General features: G+C 36.7%; 23 protein-coding genes and 1 tRNA gene. 10 read left to right on the top strand and 14 right to left on the bottom strand.

Features of this window, described 5'->3' with window-relative positions:
• Positions 1 to 4: 4 nt before the first annotated feature.
• The 4 genes from FC27_RS01535 (at position 5) to FC27_RS01550 (ending at position 4,821) form a co-directional block, all read left to right on the top strand.
• Positions 5 to 991: a glycosyltransferase family 39 protein gene (locus FC27_RS01535; RefSeq protein ID WP_029508126.1), complete on the top strand. Its 987-nt coding sequence runs from the start codon at positions 5 to 7 to the stop codon at positions 989 to 991.
• Positions 969 to 1,727, top strand: coding sequence for a hypothetical protein (locus tag FC27_RS01540; RefSeq protein WP_056938058.1), 759 nt, complete (start codon positions 969 to 971; stop codon positions 1,725 to 1,727). Before FC27_RS01535 ends, FC27_RS01540 begins: the two co-directional genes overlap by 23 nt.
• A gap of 316 nt (positions 1,728 to 2,043) precedes the next feature.
• The gene (locus FC27_RS01545; RefSeq protein ID WP_010623977.1) at positions 2,044 to 3,165 is read left to right on the top strand and encodes a glycosyltransferase family 2 protein; all 1,122 of its coding nucleotides are present in this window, start codon (positions 2,044 to 2,046) and stop codon (positions 3,163 to 3,165) included.
• A 27-nt stretch (positions 3,166 to 3,192) separates the two neighbouring features.
• Positions 3,193 to 4,821 (top strand): glycosyltransferase family 39 protein, encoded by a 1,629-nt coding sequence (locus FC27_RS01550; RefSeq protein ID WP_010623978.1) that lies wholly within the window; start codon positions 3,193 to 3,195, stop codon positions 4,819 to 4,821.
• 733 nt (positions 4,822 to 5,554) lie between these two features.
• Here the strand turns inward: FC27_RS01550 and FC27_RS01555 are convergent.
• The 3 genes from FC27_RS01555 to FC27_RS01565 form a co-directional block, all read right to left on the bottom strand.
• Positions 5,555 to 5,851 carry a hypothetical protein gene (locus FC27_RS01555; protein WP_010623979.1) on the bottom strand — a complete coding sequence of 99 codons (297 nt, stop codon included), beginning with the start codon at positions 5,849 to 5,851 and terminating at the stop codon, positions 5,555 to 5,557.
• 138 nt (positions 5,852 to 5,989) lie between these two features.
• Positions 5,990 to 6,901: a serine hydrolase domain-containing protein gene (locus tag FC27_RS01560; protein WP_010623980.1), complete on the bottom strand. Its 912-nt coding sequence runs from the start codon at positions 6,899 to 6,901 to the stop codon at positions 5,990 to 5,992.
• The gene (locus FC27_RS01565) at positions 6,898 to 7,101 is read right to left on the bottom strand and encodes a hypothetical protein (RefSeq protein ID WP_010623981.1); all 204 of its coding nucleotides are present in this window, start codon (positions 7,099 to 7,101) and stop codon (positions 6,898 to 6,900) included. Before FC27_RS01565 ends, FC27_RS01560 begins: the two co-directional genes overlap by 4 nt.
• 203 nt (positions 7,102 to 7,304) lie before the next feature.
• On the opposite strand from FC27_RS01565, the gene FC27_RS01570 reads away from it, so the two are divergent.
• On the top strand, positions 7,305 to 7,856 hold the full coding sequence (locus tag FC27_RS01570) for a LemA family protein (protein WP_010623982.1): 552 nt from the start codon (positions 7,305 to 7,307) through the stop codon (positions 7,854 to 7,856).
• Between the two features lie 14 nt (positions 7,857 to 7,870).
• Positions 7,871 to 8,779, top strand: coding sequence for a zinc metalloprotease HtpX (gene htpX, locus FC27_RS01575; protein WP_010623983.1), 909 nt, complete (start codon positions 7,871 to 7,873; stop codon positions 8,777 to 8,779).
• 74 nt (positions 8,780 to 8,853) lie between these two features.
• Here the strand turns inward: htpX and FC27_RS01580 are convergent, their stop codons facing one another.
• Together FC27_RS01580 and FC27_RS01585 are read right to left on the bottom strand one after the other, a co-directional pair.
• Positions 8,854 to 9,669 (bottom strand): NEAT domain-containing protein, encoded by an 816-nt coding sequence (locus FC27_RS01580; RefSeq protein ID WP_010623984.1) that lies wholly within the window; start codon positions 9,667 to 9,669, stop codon positions 8,854 to 8,856.
• A 246-nt stretch (positions 9,670 to 9,915) separates the two neighbouring features.
• Positions 9,916 to 11,268 carry an FAD-dependent oxidoreductase gene (locus tag FC27_RS01585; RefSeq protein ID WP_010623985.1) on the bottom strand — a complete coding sequence of 451 codons (1,353 nt, stop codon included), beginning with the start codon at positions 11,266 to 11,268 and terminating at the stop codon, positions 9,916 to 9,918.
• Positions 11,269 to 11,449: 181 nt separating this feature from the next.
• Between FC27_RS01585 and FC27_RS01590 the strand changes: the two genes are divergently transcribed.
• Together FC27_RS01590 and glyA are read left to right on the top strand one after the other, a co-directional pair.
• Positions 11,450 to 12,250, top strand: a complete 801-nt coding sequence (locus tag FC27_RS01590; protein ID WP_010623986.1) for a DNA/RNA non-specific endonuclease — start codon at positions 11,450 to 11,452, stop codon at positions 12,248 to 12,250.
• Positions 12,251 to 12,262: 12 nt separating this feature from the next.
• Entirely contained in the window at positions 12,263 to 13,492 is a 1,230-nt protein-coding gene (glyA, locus tag FC27_RS01595) for a serine hydroxymethyltransferase (protein WP_010623987.1), read from the top strand.
• 69 nt (positions 13,493 to 13,561) lie between these two features.
• On the opposite strand, the gene yjeM is transcribed toward glyA, so the two are convergent.
• Entirely contained in the window at positions 13,562 to 15,076 is a 1,515-nt protein-coding gene (gene yjeM / locus FC27_RS01600) for a glutamate/gamma-aminobutyrate family transporter YjeM (RefSeq protein WP_010623988.1), read from the bottom strand.
• A 32-nt stretch (positions 15,077 to 15,108) separates the two neighbouring features.
• On the bottom strand, positions 15,109 to 16,539 hold the full coding sequence (locus tag FC27_RS01605; protein ID WP_010623989.1) for a C69 family dipeptidase: 1,431 nt from the start codon (positions 16,537 to 16,539) through the stop codon (positions 15,109 to 15,111).
• Between the two features lie 234 nt (positions 16,540 to 16,773).
• On the opposite strand from FC27_RS01605, the gene FC27_RS01610 reads away from it, so the two are divergent.
• Positions 16,774 to 16,845, top strand: a tRNA-Gln gene (locus FC27_RS01610).
• 64 nt (positions 16,846 to 16,909) lie between these two features.
• On the opposite strand, the gene FC27_RS01615 is transcribed toward FC27_RS01610, so the two are convergent.
• The gene (locus FC27_RS01615; protein ID WP_010623990.1) at positions 16,910 to 17,632 is read right to left on the bottom strand and encodes an SDR family NAD(P)-dependent oxidoreductase; all 723 of its coding nucleotides are present in this window, start codon (positions 17,630 to 17,632) and stop codon (positions 16,910 to 16,912) included.
• A 528-nt stretch (positions 17,633 to 18,160) separates the two neighbouring features.
• Between FC27_RS01615 and FC27_RS01620 the strand changes: the two genes are divergently transcribed.
• Positions 18,161 to 18,976 carry a Cof-type HAD-IIB family hydrolase gene (locus FC27_RS01620; RefSeq protein WP_010623991.1) on the top strand — a complete coding sequence of 272 codons (816 nt, stop codon included), beginning with the start codon at positions 18,161 to 18,163 and terminating at the stop codon, positions 18,974 to 18,976.
• Positions 18,977 to 19,028: 52 nt separating this feature from the next.
• On the opposite strand, the gene FC27_RS01625 is transcribed toward FC27_RS01620, so the two are convergent.
• The 6 genes from FC27_RS01625 to FC27_RS01650 all read right to left on the bottom strand — a co-directional run bounded on the left by FC27_RS01625 (position 19,029) and on the right by FC27_RS01650 (position 22,593).
• A complete protein-coding gene (locus FC27_RS01625; protein WP_010623992.1) occupies positions 19,029 to 19,265 on the bottom strand; it encodes a hypothetical protein in 237 nt (78 codons plus the stop codon).
• A 53-nt stretch (positions 19,266 to 19,318) separates the two neighbouring features.
• Complete coding sequence (locus FC27_RS01630) at positions 19,319 to 19,603, bottom strand: hypothetical protein (RefSeq protein ID WP_010623993.1); 285 nt, start codon at positions 19,601 to 19,603, stop codon at positions 19,319 to 19,321.
• An 88-nt stretch (positions 19,604 to 19,691) separates the two neighbouring features.
• On the bottom strand, positions 19,692 to 20,114 hold the full coding sequence (locus FC27_RS01635) for a nucleoside 2-deoxyribosyltransferase (RefSeq protein ID WP_010623994.1): 423 nt from the start codon (positions 20,112 to 20,114) through the stop codon (positions 19,692 to 19,694).
• Positions 20,115 to 20,290: 176 nt separating this feature from the next.
• Positions 20,291 to 20,749, bottom strand: coding sequence for a hypothetical protein (locus tag FC27_RS01640; RefSeq protein WP_010623995.1), 459 nt, complete (start codon positions 20,747 to 20,749; stop codon positions 20,291 to 20,293).
• Positions 20,750 to 20,755: 6 nt separating this feature from the next.
• Complete coding sequence (locus FC27_RS01645; RefSeq protein WP_010623996.1) at positions 20,756 to 21,910, bottom strand: ABC transporter permease; 1,155 nt, start codon at positions 21,908 to 21,910, stop codon at positions 20,756 to 20,758.
• Positions 21,910 to 22,593 (bottom strand): ABC transporter ATP-binding protein, encoded by a 684-nt coding sequence (locus tag FC27_RS01650; RefSeq protein ID WP_010623997.1) that lies wholly within the window; start codon positions 22,591 to 22,593, stop codon positions 21,910 to 21,912. The genes FC27_RS01645 and FC27_RS01650 overlap by 1 nt, the downstream gene beginning before the upstream one ends.
• Positions 22,594 to 22,606 lie beyond the last annotated feature (13 nt).

The raw sequence follows: 22,606 nt of genomic DNA on the forward strand, positions 1-22,606 counted from the left end.
TTTTATGAATCGTCCTGAAGTCCATTATCCTAAGAACCTTAATTCACGTTACAAAAGACATTGCTTTAAAAATAAGATTATTCGTAATCGTCTGATCAGTCCTTTAGGAATACCACAAAAGCGAGCTCCTTTAGGTCCACATTCCTTACAAAGGCCAGATAAACTAGAGGCTTTATCACAAACGAACCAACACCAAAAAAGTTCAAGTATCGTCGAATCACTGAAATTGCTCGGACAAGCGGTCAGCATCATTGTGGCCATAATTTTGCTAGCTTTTATGTCGATTGTGACTTGGAAGGCCAATGCCCATTTGATTTCTAACATGTGGGAGACCGTTGCGATGGTCTTGATCTGTTTGACGATTTTCTTAGGCATCTATCTCATCTCTAACGTCTTGAAAAAGAGTGCCTTCATCGTCTTCGTTTCTGTCCTGGTCTTGATAGCCATTGCTAAGATTGTCTTGATCAGCGTCTATACTATTCACCCAACCTCAGATTTCTTCAGCTATCACTACCTAGCTTTCGCACGTGTATCTGGGATCGCTTGGACAAAAAAATTGGTCGGGATAAACCTGTTTTATCCTCACGTGTTAAACGTCGCCTTGATCGATTCGATTCCTTATTCCATCATCGGCACCAATTATTTGACCGCTCAAGTATTTAATATCATCCTGACCTTGTTCGATGCTATCTTGATCTACAAACTAAACAAGCGCATTTTTAATCAATCTGCAGGAGTTTTCGCCGCTATAACATTCTCACTCATTCCTGCATATTTCCTTTATACAGTATTGAATGGGGCCGAACCATTATTTTTGACTGCAGTCTTAGGGATGATGCTTGCCTTTGATACCTTCGTCCACTTGGATGACGACTCTAGCATCGCCCAATGGACGTCAAGCTATCGCAACTTATTCCTACTATCGATGATCGCCTATTTGATCAGACCGACTGTAGGTATCTGGCTGATTGCTGCACTGCTCTACTTGTGAATTCAAGTTAGCTCGTCAGGTAACAATCAAACGTTACCTAGTCTACTTTGCTTTTGCTGCCTCATTTTTGATCATCACCGCTTTTTCAACGCCACTATTGTCCCAAGCTTATAAATTACCTTTGGTCGATGATTCCGTTAACGACCGTTACAGCCTAGCTACAGGTACATCAATGGCTACCAATGGACAATATAGCGTTAAGATTCAGCAGCAGCTAAAAGATGATTTGCGCCACCGAACATCATCCGCTGAACTAAAGACCAAAGTCACTAACGATATGAACAAAGATATTCAAAAAAACATCAAGCAACTCAATCAAAAGCATGCTTGGAAAAAATTCATCACCAATAAGTATGCTAATTTTACCAATGAAAACTATGGATATAACTGGATCTTGTACAATAGTAATTCCAGCAATCATCTAAGAAAGAATTACTTGCAGTTAAAGAGTCCCCTTATCGCATTCTCAACTGTTTTCTACGAGTTCATGTTGATCATGTCGATTGCAACGATGGGGTTGATCTTGATTTTTCGCAAGCAAGTTCAAAAAGAGTTCATGACACTTAATCATTTATTTTATTTCTCGTTGTTGCTGAATGGTTTCATCATTGGATCGATGCTCTTTGAAGTCCAAGGACGTTACCACATCATCTTATATATCCCATTGGTAATGATTTTGGGAGCAGGTGCGAGAATCTTGACTGAACGTAAAAAAAAATTGCTAGTTGAGATTTAAATTTAATATCTTGATTTGATTTTTGATCAGATCAAGGTATTTTTTTGTGCAATTTTTATCTTGGAAAATAACATTAATTTACTTAAATTTATAGTTATTTTTGTAATACTGATGTAATATATACTCGTAAATTTATCATGTGATATATTTAAATTCACAAAGGGGGACATATATCATAGCAATATTTACAAATATTCTGTTAATTCTTTCTCTGACGACCTTCATCTGCTATTTATTATGGTTTTACATTTTTAACTTTGAACGAGTTCGTGATATTAAAAAGCAAAAGCAAGCTGATCATTTTGACCTATATATCATGGTCCCATTATTAAATGAGGAAAATACTATTTTTTCATATATTAATGATTTAATTAATGAGCTAAATCAAATAGATCAAACTATAAACCCCAACATTTTACTATTAGATGATGCGTCCGATGATGATACCTTGAGAAATTTGCATATTCTGCAAAATTCACTTCATCATCTTCGGACTAAAGTATATATTTTGGAAAGACATTTTCCCAATGCTCAGCAAGGAAAAGGTGCATCCCTAAACTTTGGACTGGATTTTATCTCCAAGCTGCCAACAACGTTAGACAAACAACATACCATCATTGGCATCATCGATGCCGACGGGTTTATTTCCGCCAAAGACATCAATGACATCATTGGTACTTTTGAAAACAATCAAGTTTCGATGGTCCAAAGTGCCGTTGCGATGAACCGGCGCGATTACAATTGGCTATCTAAAATGCAAGACACAGAATTTTTAGGTGCCAACTCTTTTATGCAAGAAAGCCGTAATCGTCTTGGTCAAGCAATTGCTAGTGGCAATGGACAATTTTTGACTCTTCAAATGGCACAGGATGTGCGTTGGGGAAATTCATTATTGGAAGACTTCGAATTTACTGTTCGTGGTCTTTTCAAACAACATCGGGCTATTTTTCTACCTTCGGCCATCGTTTATCAAGAAGCAGTCACGAGCCTAAGACCACTCCTGCGCCAACGTATTCGCTGGTGTGAAGGCTCAATGCAGTGTTTTGTCAAATATACTAAGAAAATCATCCAATCAAAGGTTATCAATCCAGGGGTCAAAATTGATTTATCACTCTTTTTGATTTTGCCCTTTTTCAGTATGTTGCTCAACATCGCTAATATCTGTTCGATCATCGTTCAACTGGACAACATCTTCACTCGTAAGTCCATCCCAGTATTGATTGTTTTTGGAATCGTCGTTTGCGCGACCTTATTAGTCTGGCTGATGATGGCAATCGAATACCATCAAAATACACAAGGATTATCTTTATTTACTTGCATTCTACGAGCATGGCAATGTATTCTTTATAATTTTATTTTATCGTTTATCCCATACGCTGCTTTTGCGTTTCTACTAATGGGCAGAAACTCGTGGGCTAAGACTTCACATGGCACCTAAATCATTTCACATTAGGGGGGTGAAATAATGAATGATCCAACCAATTACTATCATTTTTTGACTGTTCCAACTCGAGAAAGTCTTCACCAAAAGCATCGCCGTTATGCTCTTGATCATGCTGATTCTGTCGGTGGAAATTCTGGAATCAGTTATCGCTCTCCCCAAAACACCCGAATTGACGGTCAAAAACTGCGGACACGACAAGTAAATTTTTTCCGTAAATCGACAGTTAAAGCCTTCAAACGTCTAGGCCAATCAATCGCAATCTTAGTCGCTATCACTTTATTGATTTTGATGACCGTGGCAACTTGGAAAGGTTCCGCGATGACTAACGATTATGGTCTAGCAGCCTTTACCATGATCCTAGTTTCCACCCTCTTATTCTCATTTGCATATTTGACTGCTTCTTATATTAGTAACAAATCATTTGTCTTCTTAGTAATCGTCTTATTAGTCATTGCTTTGTTAAAAATTATTTTGATTTTAAATTATAAACTGGGGCCAGCTTCTGATTACTGGACTTATCATTATTTGGCTTATGCGCGCGCCTCAGGCATCCCTTGGACAACTAGTTTAGTCGGTATGAATTCCTCATGGCCTCACGTGCTCAACATTGCTCTGTTGTATTCGATCCCTTATTCATTGATTGGGACCAGCTACATTACTGCGCAAATTATCAACATTACTTTGACTTTTTTTGATGCGCTACTTATTTATAAGTTATGTGCTTCGATCATCAACAAACAGGCTGGCATCTTTTCAGCTTTGATTTTTTCATTAATACCATCATATTTTCTTTACAGTTTATTAAACGGCGCTGAGCCAATGTTCATGACCTTTGTTCTTGGCATGTTAGTTTGTTTTGATACATTTATGAAACGTGATGAATTTACACCTAATATTCGCTGGTTCACTAGTGTTGTTAGTTTATTTATCTTAGCTGTTTTAGCTTACATGGTCAGACCAACCATAGCTATTTGGTTAGTGGCTGGTCTACTGTTCCTGATTTTTCGTCAAGATACCAAACCAGTCAATACAAATCTTCGTTTTAAGCGGTATTTATTTTATCTAGCATTCTTTGCTGCGTTCTTTCTATTTAGTGCCCTATCCAGCAATATTTATTCACTGTTGTATCATTTGCCGATAGGCACCAGTTCCAGCATGGATCGGTATAGTTTGGCTACTGGGACGTCTTCAATGACTAACGGTGCTTTTAATGAAAAAATCTACAAGATAATGAATAAAAATCATCACCGCTATCCTGATGTTAAAGAGCGTAATCAGCATATCGATAAAGATCTCAATCAACAGATCTACCAAAATGTCGATCAACTAAACGATACCCATCATTGGGGTATTTTCCTAGATCAAAAATACACTCAATTCTCTTCCGAAAGTTATGGATATGACTGGCTTTTGTATAATAGTTCTCGAAAAAATATTCATTCGAAAACTTATTATCATTTGCGGACACCCTTGGTAGTCTTGTCGACTATCTTTTTTGAATTCGTCTTAGTGTTATGCATCATTACCTTGAGTGTTATTTTATTATTCTCACCTATACTTCGTAAATCAACTGATATCCTGAACAAACTCTTCTATTTTGCATTGTTACTTGATGGATTCATTCTGGGTTCAATGATTTTCGAAGTCTAAGGACGCTACCACACCATTCTTTATATTCCACTGGTGATGATCTTAAGTTTAGGAGTTAAATTATTAACGGAACGTGATCATAAATTAAACATCCATTTAACAATCTAACCACAATAAAAAAGGGTTCACAGTCAAAACTGTGAACCCTTTCTTTCCCAAATATATAACGAATCGATAAGTCGAAGAAAAATTATGAATTAGCTATTAGATGATGTCAAGCCACTGAACAATGTTGAAAACAGTGTGCCGAATGCTGATCCAATACTACTATTGAAAGTGCCCAATGCAGACACGATATTAGTTAAAAATGTCATAATTTATCTCCTAACCTATAAAATTTGTTGTACAACAATATAATATTATCACTGTAATTTTTGATAGGCAAACGTTTTTCAGCTTTTTTGAAGTTGTCATAATCCACGCTAAATTAACGAATAAAATATGCGCTTGTCCAAGAGATCATTATTTCAAAAAAATTCCATACAAAAACTCCCCTACCGTAATTTGATAGAGGAGTTTTTGTGTTGGTAAATAAGGTATAGTACTACTACCTAAAACTATGATTCTTTGATAAATGAATCTCATTTATCTATCTCCATTATTACCATTTGGAAAAAATATGTCCACATTTTTAAGCTATCTTTAAATAAAATAATTTAAATATAATGAAGTCTTAACTCTCTTTATAAACAGTCTTATGAAAAACATAAAATGTCCAAATATTAATTTTTTTCTATTGTTTAATTTGAATATATGCCGGTTGTAATTGGTTATTTTCTTTCCAAACATAATAACCATCGAAAGGCAGTTCTTGTGCGGCAGCATTGAATATCAAATCAACTGTTTTTTTGTTCATCGGTGAAATCGAATAAATTTTCTTAAGTCGGTCGACCTGAGATTGATCTTGCTTAATAAAAATGGTTGATTGGTCCAACGAATCATTATTGATAACTTCTATTCGTTGAAAGGTCCTACTATCATAACGTTTGTTAAACTCCCTAATAAAATCATTTAAAATTACTTTGTTCATTCTTTCCACCCCTGTTAACCATATTATACGAACATATGTTTGCGTTAGCAAGTAAAAAATCGGAACAAAAATTTGCTCCGATTTCGTCAACTTCTATGTAAAATCATAACAACCAATATCTTAAATGTAAATCACTATCTAATATTGAACTGCCATGTCATATAAACTGCTTGATAAAGGTTTGATATTATTAGCCAACCTCTGATAATTGCTCATCGTGATTACGGCAGTCTGGCCATCATCAGAAATATGTACCACCGATTGAAAACCGTAGCCCCAACCATTAGCTGAATGACTTTGATGATTATTGTAAAAACCACCACCATACGTACTGATACTGGCTGGGACGAACAATTCAGAACGAGATTTTTTCGATAAGAAATTGCCAGCCACTAAATAATTTTCAAGTTTATATAAATCATGCGGACTCATGAATACTTGACCAGTCCCTAATTCATCCCTAGTTTCATACCCTTTAGTGATATAGGGATTACGATAATTAGACTCTGGAGACAAGGGATCACGGTTGGTGTATCCTTGGGCTTTCTTTAAACCATGCGAACTACCATAAGCAAAACTAGTTTGTTTCAAATTCAGTTTATCAATATATTCTTTGGTAAAAACTTGTTTATAAGTCTTGTGTGTCACCTTTTCGACAATCCGAGCCAATAATACAAAATTGATCGGTGAATATTGCCATTTATTCAACATGACTCGACTAAAAGTCAAGGTACCAATATCAGAAGCAACGATTTGATTGTCTGGCAAAATCTTTTTCGGACCACCACCTGGCAAAACTAGGCCTGTTTTCATATCTAGCATTTGACGCAAAGTAATCAAGTTACCACCTTGAACATTCGGAAAATATTTCTGCAGATGGTCATTCAAACTCAACTTATGTTCTTGAGCTAACTTCATGATCAGACAAGCAGTTAAATTCTTTTGGATAGAGTCAATCTCATAAGCGTTAGCTGCGGAATTTTTTTCACCAGTACTCTTGTTGGCATAGCCCCGGCTTCTTGAATAAAGTACTTGTCCATCTTTGATCACAAGAACTGACCCAGAAAAATTATTTTTTTCAAAAGTGTATCTGCTTGGGCATTAAATTGGGCGTCACCATTTTTTACGATTGTACCAGGCAATCTCTGTTGATCAATGTTATCTGCTTGGATAGTCTGACAAGTCAGCAAAGGTGTCGAAAAAACCATTAAACTAGTAATAGCTGCTAGGATTCGAAATTTTCTTTTCATCAGAATCACCCTTAATCAATAAATTCAAACTACAAAATTACTTTTATAACTCTAATTATAAAAAGTTGATACACAGATATATTACTTAATTTATAAACTTTTTTTATTACTAATTGACCAACTTAAACCTCATTTTAAGGCCTAATTCGATTGTTTATTATTGCATGTGGTAAAATGTATGCAATTAATTAAAGGAGAAAAAGATGAGCTTAACAATAATCGTAATTATTATTTTAGTAATCCTAGTCGTTGCTTACGTCGCTATGTACAACGGACTAGTTAAATATCGCAATCGAGCCCGCGAATTTGATTCACAGATCGATGTGCAATTGAAACGTCGGACTGACTTGATCCCTAACTTGGTAGAAACAGTTAAAGGTTATGCCAAACACGAACAAGAAACCTTAACAAAAGTAATCGCCTATCGAAATAATGTCACAGAAGCTGACAACTTACAAGATAAGGTTGCTGCTGATAATAAATTGACTGGCGCTTTAAGACAAGTTTTTGCCTTAGCCGAAAATTATCCTGATTTGAAAGCTAACCAAGAATTCTCTCAATTAATGGAAGAACTCTCCAATACTGAGAATAAGGTTTCTTATGCCCGCCAAGCTTATAATAGCCAAGTTCAACAATATGACACCGCCATTGAGACTTTCCCAAGAAATATTATCGCTAACATTCATCACTTCGAATCAATGAACTTTATCGAGATCCCTGAAGCTGAAAAAGAAGCTCCAAAGGTTAAATTTTAAACTAGGAGAAAACCATGATCTATCAGCAAATTGACAGTAACAAGCGCAAGACTTACTTCATATTTGTTATTTTCTTTTTGATCCTAGCGGCTCTCGGTAGTTTTATTGGTTATTTCGTAGTCGATAACATTTGGTATGGAATCATCTTCTCATTGATTGTTGCGGGAGTTTACTCATTAATAACCTACTTTCAGTCGACCAGCATTGTCATGTCGATGAACAATGCCAAAAAAGTTAATTCGGCCAGCGAGGCACCACAGCTGTGGCATATCGTCGAAGATCTTTCAATGGTGGCGGATATACCGTTACCAGCAATTTACATCATCGATGATCCTAGTCCAAATGCTTTTGCTACCGGACGTGACCCACAGCATGCGGCTGTAGCTGTAACACGTGGACTTTATGAAATGATGAACCGTGAGGAACTTGAAGGTGTCTTAGCACACGAAATATCCCACGTTAAAAATTTTGATATTCGAGTCTCAACTATTTCAGTTGCTCTTTCTTCGGCAATTATTCTGATTTGTACGTTGATCGGCAATGCCTATCGTTTTGTGTTACCTTTTAATGACGACGATGACCGTAATAGTAGTTGGGTGGCTGTCAGATTGGTTTTATGGTTAGTGGGGTTAGTCTTTATGATTCTAGGTCCGATCATCGCTAATCTGGTCCAAATGGCCATTTCTAGAAATCGAGAATATTTAGCGGATGTTTCTGGAGCTGAGCTGACTCGTAATCCACAAGGCTTGATCAATGCCTTAGAAAAGCTCAAAACTAACGATCAACCGATGCAAAAAGTTGATGATGCCAGTGCTGCTTTGTATATTTCCAATCCTAAAAAGAAAAAAGATTTTGCAGATTGGTTCGACACTCATCCACCATTAGACAAACGGATCGAAAGATTAAAGCAAACATTTCAATAAATATTTAACAATAAAAAAAGCAGAGTTACCAAGGATTTTAAATCCCTTGATAGCTCTGCTTTATTTTGTCTCAATTAAGATTTTCTTTTCCAGAAGTAAACTCCTGCAGCAAGTGCTGCTACAATCACCACAGTTCCTGAGGCAATTGCAATATATGGTCCGTGAGAAGCGGCGGCCTTTTTCTTTTTATCCTTTTCAGGATAAATAACTGAATCACCATTATTCGATGATTTAGATTTTTTCTTAGGTTCTTTATTGTTTTTAAGTTTAACTGGTTTTTTGACAGTGACCTTTTGTTCATCAGTTTTATCATCTGATTTTGGCTGATCACTAGTATCGGTGTCTGGATCAGTAGCTGAATCACTACCATTATCACTGTTATTTGCTGAGTCATCGCCACCAGTGGCAGCAGCCTGATCACCATTATTATTGTTGCTGGAATTACTATTACCACTATTAGAACTGCTCAAAGCTGGTACATTCAAAAATTTCAAGTAGACCATAGCATCCATATTGATATTAGCAACCTTGACATCCAAATGCATCGTCACAGGGATCTCTTTATTCAAATCAGTTGTTGAAAATTTGAAACTTGCCCCATGAGCATTATTAACGATTTGGCCATCCCCATTGTTGATACTAGTATAAGTTACCGGATGAGATCCGATCCAAGTCGGGATCGTCGAAGTCATCGAAACATAATACTTACCGTCCTTAATGACCACATTGGCTGGTTTATCCATGTACTGATCAGCATGACTAGTCTGACCATTAGGTTGCAGAACTTGGTACTGCAACGAAACCGCCTGTGCTTGATTGATCCAAACCAAGCCACTGACAAAAGCAAATATAAACGCTAGAAAAAAAGAAAGCAACTTTTCCCTTTTCATAATTATCCCTCTTTATATATCCTAATAATATTATTTTACTAGACATCTCATTTTTGTGAAAGTGCATTCACTCTTTTAATTTAAGATTGAGTCAAAAAAAGAAGCTGGAATCAAATTCCAGCTTCAGTTACTTCCTATCGTGTTGTATTTGAGTATGAATGAGATTCATTTACGATACTCGTTTGCATTTCAGATGATTCAGAATATAAAGAAACCTCTTAATGATTAAAAAGTTATCCTCAAAAATTATTTTTCTTGATCGACAGCTTTTTGTGCAGCTACGTTGATGATATTCCATGGACGGTCAAATCCAGGTTGGAAGAAGAAATCAGCATACTCAAGATCCTCAATGATCATTTTTGCTTGTATTGCAACAGAAATGGCGTTAATGTCAGCTGTAACGTCAGCTTTTGACATAATTTGAGCTCCAACTACTTGATGGTTGTCGGCATTATAAGTCAATTTGAAGTATACTGTGGCATTCTCATCCTCAGGGACGAACTTAGGACGATATGTATCAGTCACATATGCTGATTTTACATTTGCATTATAAGCTTTTGCTGTGGCATCTTTGATACCTGTTGAAGCAAATTTATAATCAAAGACTGTTAAAGCTGAAGAACCAGAGATTCCTGGGAATTTTCTAGTTGGTTTCTCAAGGTTTTCAGCGGCAATTCTACCTTGACGACGAGCATTAGTTGCCAAGGAAATGTGTGCCTCGCCATCATTTGGCAAGAATTTGATATGAGTTGCATCACCAACAGCAAAGATGTCTTTTTGACTAGTTTGCATATAATCATCAGTGGCGATAGTACCATCATCGTTAAGTTGAAGAACGCCTCTGAGCCATTTAGTGTTGGGACGAACACCGGCAGCTTCGATAACTAAATCAGCATCGTAAGTACCCTTGTCTGTTTCAACTTGTGTAACTTTACCATCTTTGCCGATGAACTTTTTAACTGATTCTCCGGCAGCAATCTTAACCCCATGTTCTTCCATGTTCTTAGCTAAGATATCAGTAAATTCTGGATCGAGATATGTGCCTAAAACACGAGGTAAAATATCGATAACAGTAACGTTCATACCTGCTTTAGCAAATACTTCCGTTGCTTCATTACCAATGTAACCTGATCCAACGACCACAACATTGTTAACATTAGGATCAACAGTCTTGGCCTTTAATTTCATTGCCCAATCACGTCCACGCATAGCGTAGATGTTTTGCAAGTCACTACCATCAACAGGAATCTGTGTTGGTACTGCACCGGCACTCAAAACCAATTTGTCATATTTTTCGGTTCTAGTTTCATTATCAACATGATTGACTACTTCAACTTCATGTTTTTCAGGGTCGATCTTAGTGATTTCTTGTTGTAAGAAAACTGAAACACCCTTCTTTTCCATTTCTTCTGGTGTTGCGTAACTAACGCTATTAACTTTTTTAACTTTTCCTTCTAGATACAATTGCATACCGCAAGATAAGAATGAAAGAAAATCACCTTTTTCATACCATTGGATCTCGGTATCAGAGTCTTGTCTGAGAAGCCCTTCGACTGTTTCGTACCCACCGTGTGATGAACCTACTACTATAACTTTCATTAAGAAACCTCCTCTTATTTATAATTCAATGATAATTTTAACAATAATTTTTTTCAAGTATTTTCGATACGAACATACGGTCTTTCTATGATAAAATTGACTGTATAAATCTGAAGATATCAAGCATATTTGAAGTATATAAAAGAATATCTTGTTAAAATATGAGGGGGAAAATAAACATATGTATATGTTGGTATTAATTGCCATTGGCGCCCTAGTCTTACTGACCGCTTGGATAACCAAACCTAAAAAACGCCGTCGTAAAAAATTGCTCACTTTAGGACTTTTATTGATTTTAGTGGGTGGCTCAGGTGCGTATCAGGATTTTCAAAAAAACCATGAAAATAACTCGAATCAAACAACTTCGACTCAGGCCAAATCGTCTTCCCAATTAGCCGATCTCAACTACAAGGATAGCCAAGAAGTTGAAGTTAATCACAATCAACCTGATTTTTCTCAAGCTGATCTCAGTTTAAAAAATGGTGCTTGGCAAAGTTTCAGTGACTTGGATCAATTGAATCGAGCCGTTCAAGCTGATGCACTATTGAATAAAAGTTTAATGCCAACTGCTAAGAGAAAAGCTCTTTATGTCGATCCAACTGGCTGGCACAACAAACGGATCAAGGGTGGCTGGCTCTACAATCGTTCTCACTTGATTGTTTATCAATTGACTGGTCAAAATAATAATCCGAAAAATTTAATGACTGGAACTCGGTCTTTGAATTCTCCTGAAATGTTAAAACATGAAAACGATATTGCCTACTATTTGAAGCAAAATCCGAACAATTTCATCCGTTATCGTGTGAAACCAATTTATCGGGGCAACGAGCTCGTAGCTAGAGGTGTACAGATGATGGCGCAATCATTAACAGCCGATGGTCAAAAAGATAAACAAATTAATTTCAATGTATACATATTTAATGTTGAGAAAGGCGTAACAATCAATTATGCTGATGGTACAAGTGTAGTTAATAATACTTAAGGAGTTGATTCAATGAAATACAGTAATGGTGATAAAGAAATTTTTGATTTGATTCATAAAGAAGAAAATCGTCAAAACCGTAACATCGAACTAATTGCCTCTGAAAATATTGTTTCAGATGACGTTAGAAAAGCTCAAGGTTCTGTCTTAACTAACAAGTACGCCGAGGGTTACCCTGGCCGTCGTTACTACGGTGGCTGTGAGTACATCGACCAAATTGAACAAATTGCTATTGACCGTGCAAAGAAATTATTTAACGCTGATTACGTTAACGTACAACCACATTCAGGCTCACAAGCCAATGCTGCGGCTTATCAAGCAGTCTTAAAACCTGGTGATGTTGTTCTAGGTATGGACTTAAATGCTGGAGGACACTTAACTCATGGTTCCAAAGTTAACTTCTCCGGAAAAATGTACCAATTCCACTCATATGGTGTCAACGCTGATGGCTTGATCGACTATGATGAAGTCAAAAAAATCGCTCAAGAGGTTAAACCAAAATTGATCGTGGCTGGAGCTTCTGCTTACAGTCGGATCATCGACTTCAATAAATTCAGAGAAATTGCTGACTCCGTTGATGCCCTTTTGATGGTCGACATGGCTCATATTGCTGGACTAGTAGCAGTTGGTCTACACCCAACCCCAATCGGTGTCGCTGACATCGTTACAACAACAACTCATAAGACTTTAAGAGGACCTCGTGGAGGTATGATTTTTGCCAAAGCTGAACTCGGCAAGAAAATCAATTCAGCTGTCTTCCCTGGAACGCAAGGTGGCCCATTGGAACACGTTATCGCTGCTAAAGCTGTGGCCTTCGGTGAAGACTTACAACCTGAATTCAAGACTTACATGGAGCAAGTTAAGAAAAATGCTGCTGCCATGGCTGAAGTGATCAATGACTCAGAAGATCTTTCCGTGTTAACTGGTGGTACTGATAATCACCTACTCAACGTGGTCCTAACTGAAACTGACCTTAATGGTATGGAAGTCCAGAACTTATTAGATTCGATCCACATCACAACTAATAAGGAAGCTATTCCAAATGATCCATTGCCACCAAAATTGACTTCTGGTCTACGTTTAGGTACACCTGCCATAACTTCTCGTGGCTTTGATGAAGACGATAGTCGTGAAGTTGCCAACATCATTATTGAAGCTATCAAGTATCATGATGACGAAGACAAGCTTAAAGAATTGGATGCTCGGACTCAAGCTCTAACGGATAAACATCCCATCAAATAATTATTAAAATCAAGTCGAAACAAAACGCCGAAGTTGAATACCAACTTCGGCGTTTTTTGCTGATTATTTTTAATCTAAATCTTTTTTACGTTCATGTCTGGCATAACCACTGTATAGAACTAAGGCAATGGCACCAAATAGGATTGGACCTAAGATTGTCCAGAAAGCATCCATATATGCGTGCTCAATAATTGGTTCAAGCAAGGTGAAGATGATTGCAAATAGGACAACTAAAAAGACAATTATCGAAGTGGCCCACATCCACTTTTTATTCTTATAAAATTGGTAAGGCTTTTCGATATCATCGTTCATGCTGAAGAATGGGAAAGCTCCAACCAAGAATAAGTAAGGGACACTTGTGGCCACATTAGCCATCAAAGTTAAGACAGCGTATAGATTCTTGGCATTTCTACCACCTAAGAAATCGACTGCTAAGATGACCAAGCAAACGAACAAGGCTTGCATCCACATAGCATTGGCTGGCATACCTTTGCTATTCAACTTAGTAACCTTCTTAGGCCAAAAGTCCTTGGGAGTTCCTAAGATAAATGACTTCAATGGTGAATAGATCAAAACAAAGAAGGCACCCATGTAAAGAATAAACATGTCTAAGGCTGTAAATCGTGATAACCAAGCCCCTAAGGTCATAGCTGCCGCATGACTTAAGTCAATGTGAGTCCCAAAGGTATAACCTAGATTACTCATCATGACATAAGTGATATTAGCCAAATTGACTCCATCTTTTCCGATAACAGAATTCCAGTTGGCACTGATACCCCAGAATAAGATTGTTAATGAGTATAATACCACAATGATAGCAGCAGAAATCAAAATCCCACGTGGGAAGTCACGTTTAGGGTTTTTCATACTATCCGTGACGCCACCCATGGATTCCATACCACCATAAGCAAAAATTGCATAAACCACGAATGATAACATCCCTAGTGGTGAAGCAAATTCAGGGTTTGGTGAATTGATAAATGTACTGATACCGTGGACAGGCTCAGCCATATGAAAACCGGATAAGAAGATCATCGCAATACTTAGTCCGAAGAACAGGACATTCAAGATGATCATCATCGTTCCACCAAAAGAAGTAAATTTCGAGATCTTGTCGATTCCTCGTGAAGCTGTATAAGTGACAAAAATGATCCAAAGAACAGCTAAGATACCGATTGTCTGTGTTGATGACAAAGAACCGATATGCCAACTAGGCGTAGTATCATGTCCAGCAAAAAAAGTTGCCATAGGGATCCAAACTTTTGAAGCTGTCGAAACTAGCCAAACTTCCCAAGAAGCTAGCCAAATAAATGTTCCGGTAAAAGCTAAGCGTGGTCCGATAGCTCCCTCGATCCAAGAATAAATACCACCTTGAGCTTCATTGTAGGCTGAACCATATTCGGCCATCATAAAACCTACCGGCAGAAAGAAAAAGATTGCCGCAAACAAATACCAAATAATACTTGCTAACCCCATCTGTTCATAAGCAACAGTGGTATTAGCGAAACCAAATACTGACGTAAAAATCATCATGATCAAACCAAACATCGTGATGGTCTTTTTAGTCGAATTACCTTCATCCATGATTCAAGAAACTCCTCTTCCCTCAATAAAAATTATAAATTCATATCTGTCTTAAAATTAAGTGGCGAAAAATCTGTTGAATCGGTAATCAGACTAGCAATTAGTTCACGATACGCTTTCAGAGCAGTTTGGGCCATTTCATTTGATGCATCGGTTAAAAATTGTGGTAACTCATCCTCAGGACGGTTGAGTGCTTTAATATCATCATCACGTAGCATCTTACGTAAAGTGATATTGATATCCTTTTGCTTTTGTTCAAACATCGAACCCAGTTCAGAATAATGACTATCTAAAAGAACTCCGGCTAACTTATAAGTCCAATAAGCAGATTTAGGATCGTATGGCAATCCCCCTAGTTTGTATTCTGCAGGCGTATCAGTCATCCCCATATAAAATGGTACGTAGATACTTTGAGACGCTACACCCATGGCTAACCATTGGATACAAGCAATCTCTGGCTTCAAGTCCGGACGGATCTGCAAGACATGTGACTCTTGGGTCTTGGCCAAACTGATTGGACGGTAACGATGATTGTTCTCACCTTTATTCAAAGGATCGAACTCAGTACCTTGATAGTGTGAACTCAAATAATATTGAACTTCATCAATACTCAATAAGTGGTCTGGTTTCATAATAAATGAGAGATCCTGGCTTTCAGGACTTTCATCAGTCTTACCAGAGAACTCTTGTTGGCCCCACCAAACACGGGGAGTACTATAAATGGCATCTGATAAGTCATGTGTTCCAAAAATTTTTCTAAAGTTAAAAGTTTCTGGATCTGGATTCAGACCATAATCATTAACAAATTCAGAAATATCATTTTTAAACATAAAATTATCAGGGTCATCAAAATCAATCTCTTGAATTGCTAATTGATTGGCAACAACAGCATAAGAATCATCAGGGATCCTTTGAGTGACCCAATAATGACCTGAACCATTTTCAAAATACCAAACTTCTTCTTGATCAGCGAAAAGGACCCCATTAGTCTCTGAAGTACCATGTTTTTCAACTATTTGACCTAAACGTTGAACAGCTTCCCGAGCAGTTTTAACGTAAGGCAAAACGACTGTGATCATCGCCTCTTCACTGACGCCGTCTTCAACTAAGGGATCAACACCTAAGACAGTTTGATTGGAATAAGCACTTTCGGTAGCACTCATGGCAACACCATATTGATTGAAACCATCCTCTTCAAATAGCCCTTCTTTATCTGTCCATTCAGGTGTGGCCGTATATTTGTATCGGACTTTTGGCAATTTTATTTCAAAACCATTTGCCTTGGAAACAAATTTTTGTGGCTCGTCATACTTTTGGTAATCGTGAACGACAAAATGCTTTGGCCAAGATGGTTTAGCGTCTTCATTACGACCAATAATAGTTGAGGCACCAATGGTAGCTTTTTTACCAACTAAAATACTGGTACATGCAGACAATAAATTTTTGTTGTATTCTAATTCCATCTAATCACCCTATTCGTACATTATGAAATAAATCACGTTGACGGTGATTATTGTTAAAAGGAAGAATGACTTTTAATAATAATCTAATTTTCAATATAAATTAACCTCATAATTTATTTATTACACAATAAATAAGGATACCACAGTTACCGTTCACAATCTAAATGATTTATGATAATTAAACTTGACATAAGCCATTATTTTGCATACAATTTTAAGAGTCTTAACAATTAATGGGCAATCGCCAAACGGTAAGGCAGCGGACTCTGAATCCGCAATTTGTTGGTTCGAACCCAACTTGCCCAATAAAAACTTTACAGTCAAAAAAGGTATCAGGCCACATTTCAGTGACTTGATACCTTTTTTATTGTTAATTTTCTGTAATATCTACTCCAGATATTTCTATCAATTTGCTTAAAAAATTATTTTGAATGGCGTCATCATCCGCCCGAGCATCATAATGTGCAGGCTTTAAATGATGGAAATATTCACCGGAAACATTTTTATCCTCTAAAGTCGCAAGCCAAACCTGTGTGGTGTAACCTAACGTCAAATCATCGGTTGCCATTGAGTCACCCATTTTGGTAGGTACCCATCCAGGATCAACTGCGGTGAAAACTACTTCGGGAAATTTTCGAGCTAATAACTTAGTTAGTATCACAATTTGTAACTTTGAGGATGAATAATCAGTAGCAGTTAATAAATTTTCTAAATCAAGCTTTGAACCAACATGCATTCCTGATGATACATACACGACCCGTTTGTGAAACTTTATCAACGCGGTCAATAAATAAGGTGCCATTACATTGACTTTGAAAGTGAGTTCAGAGTTTCCCGAACTAATCCCGGCATTATAGATCACAGCATCCATTGAACCAATTTGGTTAACTTGCTTGGCTATATCTGAAACCTCTTTTTGATTTGCCAAATCTCCAATAACAATTTCTTTAGCAGAAGGTACTTCACGCCGAATATCTTCAGCTCTTTTTTGATTACGGGCGTGAAAAACAACTTCATTACCTTTTGAAATAAGGTCTTTTGCAGCCAGCAGGCCTAAACCGTCTGATGACCCCGTAATAAATATTTTGGACATCTAATCCCTCCCATTCAATGGTATTATAATCCAATAATATTTTCATATCATAAAAAAAGCTAACGACTACATAATGTCGTTAGCTTCGAAAAATTCAAATATAATCAAGATTAATAATAATTTTCAGATTCAAGCTCAGAAACCACGATCCGTTGTTTAACGTCGATTTCCTTAGGAGCTGGACGGAAGATGTGCTTTATCATTTCGAAAAGTTTCATGATCTCATATCCTTTCAATGGGGTATTTGTAAACCACAATAACTATCCATGAACCAACTAGATAATAACCGATTATTTTTATAAAATAATTCATATTATAAAAATATTTTTGGCTATTATTGCATATCCTATGGTAGTACCTAAATTATACAACACCGATGAAGTTTGTGGTAATTTTTTGTAAAAATCATCGTTGATTTTCACTAATTTTTCAGTAGATATCTTCTGCATCAATCAAGAATTTTGAGAAGTTTTAATCTTTTTCCTTCTTAGTCTACAATAAGATTATTAACTAGTGAGGAGAAATATTATGGGTTATGAATTAATTGCCATAGATTTAGATGATACATTATTAGATAAACGAAAAAGTATTACTCCAAAAAATAAATCGATGATTCAAAAAGCTTTGAAACAAGGTGTTAAGGTCGTCCTGTGTTCTGGAAGGACTCATAACGCAGTAATCGACTATGCAAAAGAGTTGGATATAAAGGGTAATGATCAATACATGATCACCAATGGTGGCGCCTTAGTTGAGACTATGGATCAAAAAATTTTAACACAGCACACGCTTAGCAATGAATTTTATCGCCGGTTCGTTCAATTCGTTAAACAAAATCAACTCCATTATAATGTAGTTGATCTCCAAGCTAAAACTTACACCAGTCCTGAAGAATGGTTTGATAAGTATACGATTGCCCAAGCTTATGAAAATAATGGTGGTCTCTACATCCGTGAGCCAGATCAATTACCAAGTGATTTTGAGATCACTAAAGCTATCATCAATGGAAATGAAGCAGAACTGGATGCCGTTTCTCCCCTAGTCCATGCAACGTTTGATAAAGATTACTTTGTTGTTCGGACAGGAGAAGGCTTTTTAGAGGTCTTTCCACGAGACGTCAATAAGGGCCGAGCTTTGAAAGAATTAGCTCAATCTTTGAATATCGAACTTTCAAAAACGATTGCTATTGGAGATCGCGACAATGATATCCCGATGATCAAAATAGCGGGGCTAGGTATTGCCATGGAAAATGCTCAACCTGAAGTTAAACAAGTAGCTGATACCATCACGACTGATAATAATCATGATGGTGTGGGTAATGCCATTGAAAAATATCTGATCAAATAACAAAAAGTCCCTTCTGAGCAGTTGCTCAGAAGGGACTTTTGATCGGTAAAAATTATTTATCGATTATTCTAAATAAGAGTGACAAGACACCATAAGCGAGCATATAGCCAAAAACAAATAATGTCATAAAAGCTAGTAGCCAAGTTCCATAAATACTTGCATAGATCAGCAGTTGGCTATTTGCGATTACAAAGACCATTGCCACTGTGATACTCATAATGATTTTTAAGACGTTGTTTTCAAAGTAATCTTTGAAGTAATCTATCCATGAAAAACATTTTGCGTTCATAATATCACCCCTCTTATTCAAATAAGTGTATCACTTTCAAGAGTGGTATTCGATTACTTTTGGGTAGCCTGAATAATGTTTTCTTTCAAGAATTGTGATTCGCCAAAGCCACTATCAAGAAAAACAAAGTGACTGTTGTCGTAATCAAAACTGATTCGACTCCCAAATTCTGTATTCTCTGATAAATTGGTAACTTCATTGATCGGAATAGATATCCTCAAGGTCTTTTTGAAACCACGCATGAAAGCCAAGGTAAGGCTCCCATTAATAAATTCAAAACTAGCAAAGCCATTAAAACGCTTCTTTTCAGCATTAATTATTTGTACATAAGCGAACATATCAATCACTTTCCTTTGTTATTATTTCCTTACAAATTCAGTGTATGGTATGAAACGCGTTTTAGAGCAAGCTTTAAATACAATTATTTTAATATTGTTTACCAGATAACTTTTCTTCCAATATTTGAATTGCATCATGGTAATTCTCATAGTAATTAACGTCAAAGAAATAATCAGTTCCATTGATCATCGCTGATAACTTGCTTTTATCACGATTATGTAAAATAATCACAGGTTTTTGAAGACGTTCAGCATAGGCCAATTCATAGCCGACACCTAAACTGGGATTAGTTGTATCCGCAATGACGATATCTGCCTGTGACATCCATTCAACATCACGATCTCGAATATCCTTATCAGTCAATTCTGTTTGACCATCTGCAGTCAGATTTTGATCAGCTAAATGTTCTGTTAATACGTCATTATCTTTTTTTAAATATTTAACTATTTTCTTATAAACTTTGGCTTCATCTCTTCCACCACGAATAGAGGCAGCAAAATATATCTTCATGTTCTATCCCCCTTGCTAATATTATACAAATAATCAGTCATAAAAGTATAACTATTTTTAGCCCCATTATGACCATGACGTTTAGTAAAATGCAATTGATTGAATTACCAAAAATAGTAAACAAAAAACGAGTAAGCCAAGGATAATCTTGGAATACTCGTTTATTTGTGTTTTTTTTAAAATAATGAAATGATGAACATGATCAAAGTCCAAATACTGATGTTGATCTTAGCTTGTCGAGAAACTGCTAATGATGTCCAATTGATCCAAGCCAACAACCCGAATTGGATAACTCCAATCAAGATATTAGCCAGAATATTAGTATTTGCTTGAGTCGATAACATAACTATGGTCTGTAAAACTCCCCCGATAGCAAATGTGACTGCAACATTGACTAATAAAATGGACCGATACTCAACTGATTCTTTCTTTAAAATCAGTAAGTAAATGGCATAAACGATTGCCAAAACTACTACCATTGCAATGATTGCCAATAAAACAACTAAGGCTTTATTAGTTTGTGAGAACTGATCCATTAGCACAAACTTACAATAAACTTCGGCAAACAAACTGATAGCAGCAATCAAAATCAAGCCGATGATTGAACTACGCTTAACTTTATATAATATTCCCATGTGTAATTACTCCTCTTTTAATAAACCGACTAACGAAGATTTAGCAGCCTTATTTGCTGGAATAAATCCAAACAATAAACCGACTGCACATGAAACTAATAATGAAATCAAAATCGAATAAATGGTGATGACCGCTTTAAACGGCAAGAAGGCATTTATCAATAAGACTAGTAAGTAGCCAATGATGATCCCTAAAATACCACCGATAACGCAAAGTACGATACTTTCAGTTAGAAATTGGTTACGAATATTCTTCCCAGTTGCACCGAAGGCACGGCGGATACCAATTTCACCACGACGTTCTGAAACTGAAATATACATCACGTTCATGACGCCGATACCGGCAATCAGCAACGAAATACCTGCTACTAACGCCACAAAATAAGTCACACTATTCAAGACTTTTTGGAACGACTTCATCGCTTTGGTTGGATCTTCGATACTGTATTTACCTTCATGCTTATATTCACCGCTAGCTTTGATTTTCTTCAATGCTCTTTGGCCGACGGCTTTTTTGCTCTGACCACTTTCAACGGTCAATTTAGCTTGATTCTTCCCAGATTTACCAGCAAAAATATGATTGAAGGTCTTCTTAGGCATATAGACATTCGTCGAGTATTCATCTGTAGAGAAGGTTCCGCGGATAACGAAAACATCAGTACCGATTTGAATGGTCTTTCCATTGGCACTATCGTTACCGAACAGCTTTTGCTTCAAACGATTGGAGATCAAGACATTGTAAGAATTGTCATCAATCAATAATGATGAACGTTGTGTCCGATTGACATCGCTCTTCTTTCCAATAGCGCCAATGTAAGTTTTCATTTTATTACCTTGAGAACTAACATTGGTGAAAACAGTACTGTCATAGTTACTTAATTTGACGTCATTGACACCTTTGACATCTGATAATAAGGCCGCATCCCCTGAAGTGAATCCAGACGAATCTGCAGAGTCAGCCGAGTTAGCCTGATAATCCAAAGTAACTTTATTTGAGGTGTTACCTTGACCCAATTCTTTGGTAATACTTTGTGTGAAGCCATCGCCAACAGCCAAAATGCAAATCACACTGGCAATACCAATGATGATACCTAACATAGTCAGTAAATTACGATTCTTATTTTTCTTAATCGAACGCAATGCGATAGTTAAATTTTCCATTATTTATCCACCACACTTTGTTGGTCCTGATAAAGCTTGCCATCACGGATATAAACTGTCCGCATAGCGAAATCTGCAACTTCTTTATCATGTGTGACCATTATTATTGTTGTATTGAATGTTTCATTTAAATGTCTAAATAGATCCATGATCTCATGCCCTGTTTTTGAATCCAGTGCACCAGTAGGTTCGTCAGCAATGATGATCTGTGGATTATTGACAATAGCTCGTGCTATCGCCACTCTTTGTTGCTGACCACCAGATAACTCACTTGGCAAATTATTTTCCTTACCTTGTAGGCCGACTTGCTCGATAACTTCATTTATAACTGTTTGACGATCCGTGATTGTCTGCGTTTTGCTATAAATCAAAGGTATCTCAATATTTTCAAAAACTGTGTAATTACTTAATAACTTAAAATTTTGAAAAACAAAGCCGATTTTATCGCCACGGATATGCGACATCGAAACATCGTCGCTATCCTTGTACTCTTGATTATCAAGGTAATAATCACCTGTGTAATCATTGTCCAACAATCCTAAAATATTGATCAAGGTAGACTTTCCAGAGCCAGAGGGTCCCATAATAGCTAAAAATTCACCATCATTTACATCAAGATCGATATCGGACAAGGCTTTGAATTTACGATTATATACTTTAGAAACTTTTTTAACTCGCAACATCAATTTTCACCCC

Source organism: Companilactobacillus versmoldensis DSM 14857 = KCTC 3814, from assembly GCF_001434295.1.
GTDB lineage: Bacteria > Bacillota > Bacilli > Lactobacillales > Lactobacillaceae > Companilactobacillus > Companilactobacillus versmoldensis.

Bases quoted from the DNA above. Each gene is read 5' to 3' on its own strand.
- FC27_RS01605 (WP_010623989.1), bottom strand. From the start codon at position 16,539: ATGGAATTAGAATACAACAAAAATTTATTGTCTGCATGTACCAGTATT.
- FC27_RS01640 (WP_010623995.1), bottom strand. From the start codon at position 20,749: ATGGGAATATTATATAAAGTTAAGCGTAGTTCAATCATCGGCTTGATT.
- FC27_RS01615 (WP_010623990.1), bottom strand. From the start codon at position 17,632: ATGTCCAAAATATTTATTACGGGGTCATCAGACGGTTTAGGCCTGCTG.
- FC27_RS01630 (WP_010623993.1), bottom strand. From the start codon at position 19,603: ATGTTCGCTTATGTACAAATAATTAATGCTGAAAAGAAGCGTTTTAAT.
- FC27_RS01550 (WP_010623978.1), top strand. From the start codon at position 3,193: ATGAATGATCCAACCAATTACTATCATTTTTTGACTGTTCCAACTCGA.
- FC27_RS01565 (WP_010623981.1), bottom strand. From the start codon at position 7,101: ATGAAAAGAAAATTTCGAATCCTAGCAGCTATTACTAGTTTAATGGTT.
- FC27_RS01650 (WP_010623997.1), bottom strand. From the start codon at position 22,593: ATGTTGCGAGTTAAAAAAGTTTCTAAAGTATATAATCGTAAATTCAAA.
- FC27_RS01545 (WP_010623977.1), top strand. From the start codon at position 2,044: ATGGTCCCATTATTAAATGAGGAAAATACTATTTTTTCATATATTAAT.
- FC27_RS01555 (WP_010623979.1), bottom strand. From the start codon at position 5,851: ATGAACAAAGTAATTTTAAATGATTTTATTAGGGAGTTTAACAAACGT.
- FC27_RS01535 (WP_029508126.1), top strand. From the start codon at position 5: ATGAATCGTCCTGAAGTCCATTATCCTAAGAACCTTAATTCACGTTAC.
- yjeM (WP_010623988.1), bottom strand. From the start codon at position 15,076: ATGGATGAAGGTAATTCGACTAAAAAGACCATCACGATGTTTGGTTTG.
- FC27_RS01620 (WP_010623991.1), top strand. From the start codon at position 18,161: ATGGGTTATGAATTAATTGCCATAGATTTAGATGATACATTATTAGAT.
- FC27_RS01570 (WP_010623982.1), top strand. From the start codon at position 7,305: ATGAGCTTAACAATAATCGTAATTATTATTTTAGTAATCCTAGTCGTT.
- FC27_RS01590 (WP_010623986.1), top strand. From the start codon at position 11,450: ATGTATATGTTGGTATTAATTGCCATTGGCGCCCTAGTCTTACTGACC.
- glyA (WP_010623987.1), top strand. From the start codon at position 12,263: ATGAAATACAGTAATGGTGATAAAGAAATTTTTGATTTGATTCATAAA.
- FC27_RS01635 (WP_010623994.1), bottom strand. From the start codon at position 20,114: ATGAAGATATATTTTGCTGCCTCTATTCGTGGTGGAAGAGATGAAGCC.
- htpX (WP_010623983.1), top strand. From the start codon at position 7,871: ATGATCTATCAGCAAATTGACAGTAACAAGCGCAAGACTTACTTCATA.
- FC27_RS01580 (WP_010623984.1), bottom strand. From the start codon at position 9,669: ATGAAAAGGGAAAAGTTGCTTTCTTTTTTTCTAGCGTTTATATTTGCT.
- FC27_RS01625 (WP_010623992.1), bottom strand. From the start codon at position 19,265: ATGAACGCAAAATGTTTTTCATGGATAGATTACTTCAAAGATTACTTT.
- FC27_RS01585 (WP_010623985.1), bottom strand. From the start codon at position 11,268: ATGAAAGTTATAGTAGTAGGTTCATCACACGGTGGGTACGAAACAGTC.
- FC27_RS01645 (WP_010623996.1), bottom strand. From the start codon at position 21,910: ATGGAAAATTTAACTATCGCATTGCGTTCGATTAAGAAAAATAAGAAT.